This is a genomic window from Cyanobium sp. BA5m-10 (assembly GCF_024346255.1).
GTDB classification, from domain to species: domain Bacteria; phylum Cyanobacteriota; class Cyanobacteriia; order PCC-6307; family Cyanobiaceae; genus Cyanobium_A; species Cyanobium_A usitatum.
In genome coordinates this window covers 1-9,156 of the sequence record NZ_JAGQCP010000072.1, presented here as the reverse complement: position 1 = coordinate 9,156, position 9,156 = coordinate 1, and the positions used below count along the sequence as shown (strand labels likewise).

11 protein-coding genes are annotated in these 9,156 nt (G+C 56.6%); 9 read left to right on the top strand and 2 right to left on the bottom strand.

Annotated features, from left to right (window positions below; all coding sequences use genetic code 11):
• Positions 1–89 precede the first annotated feature (89 nt).
• Together KBY85_RS14940 and KBY85_RS14935 are read left to right on the top strand one after the other, a co-directional pair.
• Positions 90–497 carry a type II toxin-antitoxin system VapC family toxin gene (locus KBY85_RS14940; RefSeq protein WP_254962250.1) on the top strand — a complete coding sequence of 136 codons (408 nt, stop codon included), beginning with the start codon at positions 90–92 and terminating at the stop codon, positions 495–497.
• 171 nt (positions 498–668) lie between these two features.
• Entirely contained in the window at positions 669–881 is a 213-nt protein-coding gene (locus tag KBY85_RS14935) for a hypothetical protein (RefSeq protein ID WP_254962249.1), read from the top strand.
• Between the two features lie 171 nt (positions 882–1,052).
• Here KBY85_RS14935 and KBY85_RS14930 read toward each other — a convergent pair whose 3' ends face one another.
• Positions 1,053–1,310 (bottom strand): hypothetical protein, encoded by a 258-nt coding sequence (locus KBY85_RS14930; RefSeq protein ID WP_254962248.1) that lies wholly within the window; start codon positions 1,308–1,310, stop codon positions 1,053–1,055.
• Positions 1,311–1,645: 335 nt separating this feature from the next.
• Positions 1,646–2,512: a Dam family site-specific DNA-(adenine-N6)-methyltransferase gene (locus KBY85_RS14925; protein WP_254962247.1), complete on the bottom strand. Its 867-nt coding sequence runs from the start codon at positions 2,510–2,512 to the stop codon at positions 1,646–1,648.
• A gap of 899 nt (positions 2,513–3,411) precedes the next feature.
• On the opposite strand from KBY85_RS14925, the gene KBY85_RS14920 reads away from it, so the two are divergent.
• The 7 genes from KBY85_RS14920 (at position 3,412) to KBY85_RS14890 (ending at position 8,783) form a co-directional block, all read left to right on the top strand.
• Complete coding sequence (locus tag KBY85_RS14920; protein WP_254962246.1) at positions 3,412–4,215, top strand: hypothetical protein; 804 nt, start codon at positions 3,412–3,414, stop codon at positions 4,213–4,215.
• Between the two features lie 958 nt (positions 4,216–5,173).
• Complete coding sequence (locus KBY85_RS14915) at positions 5,174–5,755, top strand: sigma-70 family RNA polymerase sigma factor (protein WP_254962245.1); 582 nt, start codon at positions 5,174–5,176, stop codon at positions 5,753–5,755.
• Complete coding sequence (locus KBY85_RS14910; RefSeq protein WP_254962244.1) at positions 5,755–6,081, top strand: hypothetical protein; 327 nt, start codon at positions 5,755–5,757, stop codon at positions 6,079–6,081. The genes KBY85_RS14915 and KBY85_RS14910 overlap by 1 nt, the downstream gene beginning before the upstream one ends.
• A gap of 72 nt (positions 6,082–6,153) precedes the next feature.
• A complete protein-coding gene (locus KBY85_RS14905; protein ID WP_254962243.1) occupies positions 6,154–6,552 on the top strand; it encodes a LexA family transcriptional regulator in 399 nt (132 codons plus the stop codon).
• Positions 6,553–6,709: 157 nt separating this feature from the next.
• Positions 6,710–7,033, top strand: a complete 324-nt coding sequence (locus KBY85_RS14900) for a hypothetical protein (RefSeq protein ID WP_254962242.1) — start codon at positions 6,710–6,712, stop codon at positions 7,031–7,033.
• A gap of 231 nt (positions 7,034–7,264) precedes the next feature.
• Entirely contained in the window at positions 7,265–8,194 is a 930-nt protein-coding gene (locus KBY85_RS14895; RefSeq protein WP_254962241.1) for an ArdC family protein, read from the top strand.
• A 370-nt stretch (positions 8,195–8,564) separates the two neighbouring features.
• A complete protein-coding gene (locus KBY85_RS14890) occupies positions 8,565–8,783 on the top strand; it encodes a hypothetical protein (RefSeq protein WP_254931390.1) in 219 nt (72 codons plus the stop codon).
• The last annotated feature ends 373 nt before the right edge of the window (positions 8,784–9,156 follow it).

Here is a 9,156-nt window from a genome sequence, read left to right as displayed (position 1 = left end):
CAGACGCTCAGTGGATTTGACGCCGACTTTGTGGAGGTGCTGGAGCAACAGCAGGCAGACAAGTTGCCGGTGCAGGACCGAGAGGCCTTGTGATCTACCTGCTCGACACCAACATCCTCATCTACCTCAGCAAAAACCGTCCGCCCCAGGTGGCCGAGCGCATTGATGCCCTCAGCGACGAGGAGAGCATCGCCATGTCATTCATCACCTGGGCCGAGCTGTTGCGCGGAGCAGAGGGCAGCCAGCGGCGGGAGGCCACCTTGCAGCAGCTGGAGGCCCTGAGGCGGCTAGTGCCGGTGCTCTATCCCCAGGGCGCAGGGATCTGCGAGCACTACGCCATTCAGGCCACCGCCCTGAAGCGCAAAGCCACACCGATCGGCGCCAACGATCTCTGGATCGCCTGTCACGCTCTGGCCATCGGCGCCACTGTCGTGAGCCACAACGTCAGTGAGTTCAGCCGGATCGAGGGGCTGCCACTGGTGGACTGGGCCGCCTGATGCTGCCCGCGGCTGTTGCTTGGTTGCGGCAGGCCATGGGCACTGGCGATCACCCCACCCGGTCTGCCCCGGTGCCCGCAGCGCGCAAGGGCTAACGCGAGTCGCTGCGCGACCCTTGCGCGCTGCTGATCACACCGGGGCCAGACGGCGGTGTCGTTCGCCAGCTCAACCATGGCCGCCACTCCTCTCAGCAGCACCTGCCCAATCCGCATCATTTCAGTGCAGCTCCTTGATGCCGCAGGTCAGCTGCTGCGGGTGCTGTTCCTCGATCGAGAAGGGCACATCAGCTCCCAGCCGCACTACTTGCCCCGGGAGGAGGCCATGGTCCTTGCTGCCAATCAGCAGCGGGTGCTCGGTTCTCATGCCCGGGTGCAGGTGCTGTGAGGCACTGGCCCGGCGGTTTCCCCGCCGGGTTTTCTCAGGCGCAAGAGTGATCGCCCCAGGTGCAAACCAGCTCAGCCCAGCCCCACATACACCGGCTGGAACCACTGCATCCGACGGCCCTGGCGTTTCTCGCCATGCAGGACGGTGTGCCAGGCCATAGGCGGAAGCCAGTTAGCCATCACCCGCAGGTCCGCAACGATCACCACCGGGTTTGGGCACCCCGTTTTCTGTGAATAGGGCACCATCGGGGAGCATCAACCGGATGCAGGGCAGCACCTGCGGCAGCTCCTCATCGAGGTGGGGCGAAGGGGTGCGGCGGAACGCTTCTGCGTGCTCCAGCGCCAGGAAACGGGGCGGCGCCTCCACAAGCCGTGCCCAGCGGCAGGGAATAGCAGCCCAGAAGCTGATCGAATCTCCAAGCTCAACCATGGCTGCAGGCTCGCCTCAATCATTGCTGCAAAGGCCAGGTGATTGGCCCAGTGCTGGAAGCCCCGCGGCGAGCGGTAGCGGTGCTGCTCCTGCTGGATGTAAGGGGCTTGGCGGCGCAGTTTTGTGATCACTGAGCCGATAGGCGGCAAGTTCGCCTTGCTGGCACGGATCGATTCAGGCGTGATCTGTGTCACAATCGGGAGCAAGTACGACCCGAGAGCTTACATTAAGAAGAAACAGTTGTCACTCACATTCTTGTACTATTGAATGAGCCCAGCCTTTAGGAAGAAGACATGGAAGAGACGGCTTCTAGTCCTCTATAGAGACACCCTGCTCTAGTCATGAGGGTTATAGTTCATAATCACAAGCTCTTTAATGTCACGGTTTTGGCTGGATAAATTAATTTCTCTCCTGGCGTCGACTTCTACAACCCTATAGCCACTGTAAAGACATTTGATTGTAGTAGTGTCTGAGTTCGAGAGCAGCCATTTAACTCCTCGCTCAGAAAGTTCATTGCAAATGGCGGCAAGCTCAATCTGGTCTCCTAGCTCAAACTTGGAGGCAGTGTATCGGTTGAAGTCCGAATAGCCACCGGCTTTGAAATACGGTGGATCAAGATAGACGAATGAGCCAGGCTTGACGCTGGCAAGGCTTCTTCTATAGTCTTGACACGAGATCGTATGAATCTTACCAAGGGCCACAGAGCATGCCTTGAGCAACTCTGGGTCGTACACTCTTCGATCATAGTTTCCGTAAGGAACATTGAAGAAGCCTTTTTTGTTTACCCTAAAAAGCCCACGAAAACAAGTTTTATTCAGATAGATAAGATTTGCGGCTTTCTCGTAAATAGATTCAACCGAGTCTGGGTGCACAGCTCTTACTTTTAAAAAGTGATCTCGGCTGCATGGCATCGTGTCAATGATTTCAGCTACATACTCCCAGTTTTTTGCAACAGCAGTGTAAGTATCTATGAGCCAATTATTAGCATCATACATATGATACTCTCGGCCTTCGCTAAATTCAAACATAAATGAGCCGCCACCAACAAACGGCTCAAAAAATACAGAGCAGCCAGCCGGAACAAGTGGGCGCAAGTCTTTTAGAAGCGCCCCTTTCCCTCCTGCCCACTTGAGGAAAGGGGAGGATCGCGGGGTTTCAATGCCAGGAAATAAAAGCTGCGCGGGACTGGAAAGTGACTTCATGGGGTAGGACCAGGCCCCGTGGGAGCCGCGGTGAGTACTCACGTACTAATAATAGCAGGCAATTGCTGCTTTTTTGAGGCCACCGAGGCAATCGTCGATTTTATCTGCACATGCCCGGCTATTTCTCCACCAATTTCGAAAAAGTGCAAAAGTTTGAGTACAATGAATTTGTTGGAATTTCCATGGTCTATCCATCATGCCATTTAGAACCCTGATACTTGGGGGAGTGTTCACTCTGAACATAGCGAATCTATTAACATAAGTATCGGTGACTATCTAGCAGCTTGATGCTTATTGGGGAGCCACTGGGATGCAGCATGATGCGAGTGGCTCAAGATTCGGGCCTCTACTTGCTTGAAAGGTTTATCTGGAATAACGGCTTTACACGAAACTTTAGGGGATCACTTTGAGATCATGTACCTATATTTAATAATGCCTACTGGGAGTGGATATGGATATTCTAGAGGCCCGGCAGGAGGTCGATACAGCGACGGCTGCGAGATTCCGGCAGGCTTGGCTTGGAACAATAGAGATTATTCGCAGCGAATTTGGCACGTTGAGATCGTTTCCGAAAAAGTCCCCTTTCATAGCGCAGTATATAATATAGCAATATCCAGGGGACTATTCAAGATGTATTCCTTTGTTGGCGGCGCTCTCCTCGGCTCCCTTAGCGGGACTGGTACCATGGCAATCGCTTATGAACAGCTTAATAGAAATTAAATATGTTCTGACATTGATGAGCACTGCGAGAGCATGATGCGCAAGATGATCAGTCTTGAGGCATCAGTAGTAAGCGGAAATGTATATGGTTTTGCATCAGACTCTTCAGTGTTGAGCACCATCGAGACCTTGATCAGGGTTGCGCATCTTGCTAGTCTCTACCAGACCTGCCTTGCTCCATGAAGCCACTTCATGATTACTCGAATCTTCGAATTGATCACCCGTTATGGTCTATTGTAAGATATTACCGTTCTCTTGGCAGATCCAGTAAGATTCAGAAGGCTCTCTTTGAATCAATTGTAGAGCGTAATGCAATGTCCATTGGAGAGGCTGAGATTGGATTGCCTCCTGAAATAGGTGATCTTCTGGCTGGTTATGTAGAGCAGTCTGAAGATCAGTTACGCAACTGTATGATGCTATTAAGAACAGAAGATGATGCGCTGAAGTTTTGCGATACCTTGGGTATTGAAGCTGGAGTGACAAGGACACAGAGCACGGACCACGCCCAGTCAAGTAAGTCGCTTGATTCTGCTATATCGCACATAGCTCAGACGGTCGCACTTAGGAATGGTCTATGCGCTAATGTTAATCCGCAAGACCGCGTAGTAATGTCTATTGGCAGTCATCTGCATATTTCAGCGCGTAGAGTAGATGGAGCAATTCCAGGCCTTTTCAATCCTAAGGTTATTTGGGAGAACAAGGAATACTGGGGTGGAGGAAAGGGTAAGGCTGGCGGAAGTAAAATGAGCGATGCTGTTTACGAATGCCATTTAGTCGGCATGGAAATCAGGGAGTATGAGTCTAAGGCTAGATGCAAAGTAGTTCATATTGTTTGCGTTGATGGCCGGGATCAGTGGGAGGCTCGCAAATCAGACTTGCGAAGACTTGTCGACTTACTTAATCAAGGTTACATCGACACGCTTATTGTTGGCAGAGAGGTTGAAAGCACGTTTGAAGGCGTTATTGAGGCTGCAATAATTTAATTAATGATGAGAAATGATCTTTTCAGGGTGCCTCGGCTACTGCATTGGCAGTAACTTGTGTAATCTGCAGCTGTGGTTTGCACTTCATTGGCTGTGAATGGCTCGACTATTATTTGGGCCTGCCCACAACCGACTAAGCCACGTGTGACAGTGCAGGCCCAGTCTATGTATTGTCTAATACTATCAAAGCTTAGGGCTAAATTTGCCCCACTTGGACCCAAGTAATTTGCTGAAACGTAAACAAGCTAGCAGATAGGTGCAGTGAGCAACTAGCGCTCATACCCCCCTCCCCTTAACGACTCTCAAGGTTTCAGAGAATTACCCAAATCCTCTCAAGCAGAGGAGTGGCGAAAAGGATCAGAGCCATCCGCGCGATATGAAGTTGGCAGATTAGACACGAGACATCGGGGGACGGCCGCAGATTCTTTATGTTGCCCATCCCAAATGTATATCCTTGCGTTAGTCGACTCTTGCCACGCTTTCCGTTCTAATCACACCCAGGTTTTTATTTATACTTACTGCGGGCCGGACTTCTCTGCCTGTGGCGATGACTTGCTAATCGGCCAATGTGTGCTGGGGCAGGCAGTTGATCCATCTGGCTCATCCGCTTCGCGATCTGCTCGCTTATCGCCAAGAAGAGCAGCACGAGTCACCGACAAAGTCTTAAGCGGAGGCGATGGTGCCTTCCTGATGGCTAACGGGCTGCGGGGCCCGGCCAGAACTGCCACTAATGGGGCCGGATCACAAGAGATCTTCGAACAGTGCATGGATAGCGGTGGATATCCCTGCTGCTCATTGGTGTGGAACGAAAAGGTTGCCACCGGGCCGTCAAACACCCACCTAAATCCCTCGTCCAGTCCTCGCGCTGCGTCAAGGATCTAGCCATGCGCCCCGTTGGGGCGTCCTTGTCACATCCCTGCGGCTGGCCGTTGGGGGTGGGGTTCTCTGCCGTCCCCAGATGGCTGCCCCCCTTTCCCGCTCTGCTCTCCGTGCCCGCGATGCCCTAGTGCTCCAGCACCTCTCCCTGGCTGATGCCGTTGCCTCAGCTGTAGCCCGCCGCTTCTTCCCTTTGGTCGAGCGGGAGGATCTGATCCAAGTAGCTAGAGAAGCCCTGCTCCACTCTGTCCTGCGCTGCAAAGCAGGTGAGCCAGCTGAGCCCTATCTGCGCCGCTGCATCTCAGGTGCCCTGCAGCATCACCTGCGCGATCGGGTGCGGCTGGTGCGTATCCCACGCCGGCTGCATGAGCAGGGTCAGTGCCCCCTGGGTCACATCAGCCTTGATGGCCACGCCGCTGGCGAGCAGTGCCTGCTCGATCAGCTGGCGGCCCCAGAGCAAGAAGCAGCCGGGCCCGCTGATGATCTGGCGCTGGAGCAGCTAGTAGATCAGCTGCCTGCAGCTCAAGCCACAGCCCTGCGGCTCACTGTCCTTGAGGGCCTCTCACTCCGGCAGGCGGCAGAGCAGCAGCAAATCAGCGCCATGTCGGTGCAGCGGGCCCAGAAGAAGGCTCTTGAGGCTCTGCGCCAGCAGCTGGTGGCCTAGTGCCCAGCCGCCTGGCGCGGAGCCAGACGCACCTGATCCGTGCGCGCCCCTACCGATTGCTCTGCCGCACTAGCAACGAATCGCCAGTGGCTTTCTACGGTGCTGCGATGGCCCCAGACCTCAAGCACCCCGCCACCGGCGATTTGATTGTGTTGGCAGGTGATGAGCAGCTTTGGCGGATCGGCTGGCCTGGTGCACCGGTCCTAGTCGTCACTAAGAGCGGACCAGACGGCAACGCCCTCTACCGGCTGGCTGATCCCAAATGCAAAACCTGGAACAAGGTGGGGGATATGAAGCTTGTTCCCTGGCCAGAAGCAGGCAGCTGAGCCAGTCCAACCCAAGCCAGCCCACCTCGCCAGGAGTAGAACAGCTGTACTGCTGCCGCCGCTGGTTTGATCTTGGCCGACCTGCCTATTGGCGAGCCTGTGCCCTTCTGCCCGGGCTCGTTGGGTGAGGGCTTGGATCTCCAATCCGCCCTGATTCCCAACCCGGTTTGCACCTTTTACATGCGGGCCAGTGGCAATGGCATGCGCCAGCACGGGATCAAGGACGGCGACCTGATGGTGATCGACCGCAGCGTTGAACCCTGCTCCGGCCATGTCGTCGTCGTTGCCCACCAGGGCAGCTTCTTGATGCGGCCTCTGTTGCGTCAGGGGGAGCAGTGGTTACTTGAGCCGGTGCGGCCAGGAGAGGCAGCAATTCCTTTGGACCTAGAGGTCTTTGATCGCTCAGGGCTGTTTGGCGTGGTCGTGCATGCGGTGCATCACCTCAATAAGCCGCGCTTGCGCAAGATCTGATCTGTGCCGCCTTGACCTGACCTGCGGAGAAGGCTCGCCCTAGCTGGGTCGGCTTCCGGTGGGGCTTACTCCGGGTCCTCTCCATTGTGCTTCCTTCCTGCGTCAGTACGCCTCTGGGATCGGTCCCATCGCTGCGCCACACCTGGCGCCGAATCCCATGGCATCACTAGCTGCCCAGTCCAAGTTCTGCCGGCCAGAAGAAGATCCCTTCCTGCTGCTTGATCGCGCCTCGCGCTCTATCGAGCAGCTGCTGCGCCGTGATCTGCCGCTGCGCCGCACCTGGAGCGAGCAGCCCTATGGAGAAGAGGAAATCACCCTCCTAGAAGAGGAAGTTCTGCCTGCCATCGCTCAGTGCTTGGCACGAATCGATGCCATCGATTCAGCCCTTAGCGCTGCTGGAGAAGAGCTCTATCGCCAAGAAGTCTTGGCAGCTGCTCAGAAGCGCCGTGTTCTGCTCCCTGGGGAGGTGGCACTTATCTGAGTTCCTGCAGGCCGCCATATCGGCGGCCTGCTTTATCTCTTTCGCCGCCAAGTGGACCTAGCGGTGCTGATTTACAGAGCGCACCTGGCGGTGCGACTGAGCCTGTAGGGGAAGGGTTTGGTACGCGCAGGGAACTTCAGTGTGCGCAGGTGGCGCAAGGGCTATGCGAGCGGCTAACGCCGCCCTTGCTCTCACCAGCGCGATCACTTCAAGTCCTTTGCGCCCTATCCAATGGCCGCATCACCAAAATCACGCAGCAAGAGCTCAGGTCCTTCGCCAGAAGAAGCGCTGGTTCGTGATCTCATCGAGCTCCTAGAAGCTGGCAGCACGCCATGGCGCAAGCCCTGGGATTGCCCCACCGGCGGTGTTCACATCAATCTGCTCACAGGCCGTGTCTACCGCGGCAGCAATCCAATCCTTTTGGAGCTCGGCATGGCCATGCGTGGCGCCGAGCTGCCCTTCTGGTGTGGCTTTGGGGAGGCCAAGAAGTTGGGCATCTTCCCCCGCAAAGGCTCAAAGTCCGTCCGCATCCTGCGGCCGCAGCTGCACTCCAGCGAGAAGGAGGCGTCTAATGGCGAGAAGGTGCTCCACAGCTGGGCTAGTTACCGGCCAGTGCCGGTATTCAATGCCTGCGATCTCGAGGGCGATGGCTTGGCTGGCTTGATCGCCGCACGGATGCCATCCCCAAAGAGGCGAGCCACAGAAGCCCGGCCAGAGATTGAGCCGATCGCCCGCGCCGAGCACGTTCTCTCTGCTTGGCCAGTGCCAGCCAGCTGGGGCGGTGAGCGGGCCTTTTATTCCACCAGCTCCGATCGCATCCAGCTGCCGCTGCGCGAGAGCTTCCACGGGGCCGCAGCTCTCTATGCCACCTGGGGCCACGAGGCCATTCATTCCACCGGCCACGAGTCGCGGCTTAAGCGGGATCAATCCGGCTCCTTTGGCTCCAGCCGCTATGCCCGAGAAGAGCTTGTGGCCGAGCTGGGCAGCGTTCTGCTGGGGCAGCGGCTGCAGATCGGCTGTGAGCTCTCTAATCACGCCGCCTATCTCCACAGCTGGATATCAGTGCTGCGCCAATCCCCCAAGGTGTTGCTGCAGGTGATCAGCGCAGCCCGGCAGGCGGTGGATCTGATCTGCCCGGAGCCAGAAGCTCCAGCCGGCTAGGCCGGTTTCATGGGGCCTCTGGCCCCTTCCCCTACTGGGCACTCATGCGTGGCTGATACCAGATGCCTGAAATGCAAGTGCTTTTTCTTGCCTGGCCGGAGCACCGCATCCCTTGAGGTGTTCTCACCGCGCCCCTACTGCGTAGAGGCAGCACTCAGCCCCCCCTTGCTTGGTTGATCCTGGCCGTAGCAACCAGCAGGCGGAAAGAACCAGCACCTTTGGGGTTGGTCACTGCTGGTAATTGGTCGAGCACCCCTTGCAGGTTGCCCTCACTTGCTCGCAGACGGAAAGGGCTACGCAAGTGGCTACGCCACCCTTGCCTGCTGCTGCGCCGTGGGGCGTCACCTGGGGGTTCCTCGCCAAAATTCCCATGGCAGCTCCACAAGGCCCCGTCTGCAATATCCGCCTGCTAATCGTCCATCGCTATGCGCCCGGTATCAAAAAGAGTGGCGCTGTGCCCTGCACCGTTGAGCACTTCGGGAGGCGCGGTAAGCCGGTCAAGAAGATGCGGTTAATTCCTGCTGAAAAAGCATTTGCCTTTGCCCGCAAGTTCCAGGGCCTACCCGGCGTCACCGTCTCAGTCTGCTGAGCCCATCAGGGGGGCCATCGGCCCCCTTTTATTGGGGTGCTGGCTTGGTGGCAGGAATAGCGGGCAGGGGAGCAAAAGAGAGCAGGAAACACTCCAGAGCAGCGGCCTTTCTTGCTCTACCCGCTTCCGCCTGGTCGGGGTTCCGCGGCATTTGCAGCCGCTGAATAAACCGTGCAAACCGTGCACATAAACCGTGCAAGCCGTGCAAATCACGGACAGACCTATTGGACAACAGCGAGTCAGGGGGGTTGCGTCCCTTGGAGTGGTGTAAATCCCGAGGCCTGTGATCTGATCGGAGATCAGTGATCAGGCAGCTGCAGCAATTGCAGCTGTTGGTTGATCTTGGAGCTGATCGCTGGTCTTGTCCAGCTTG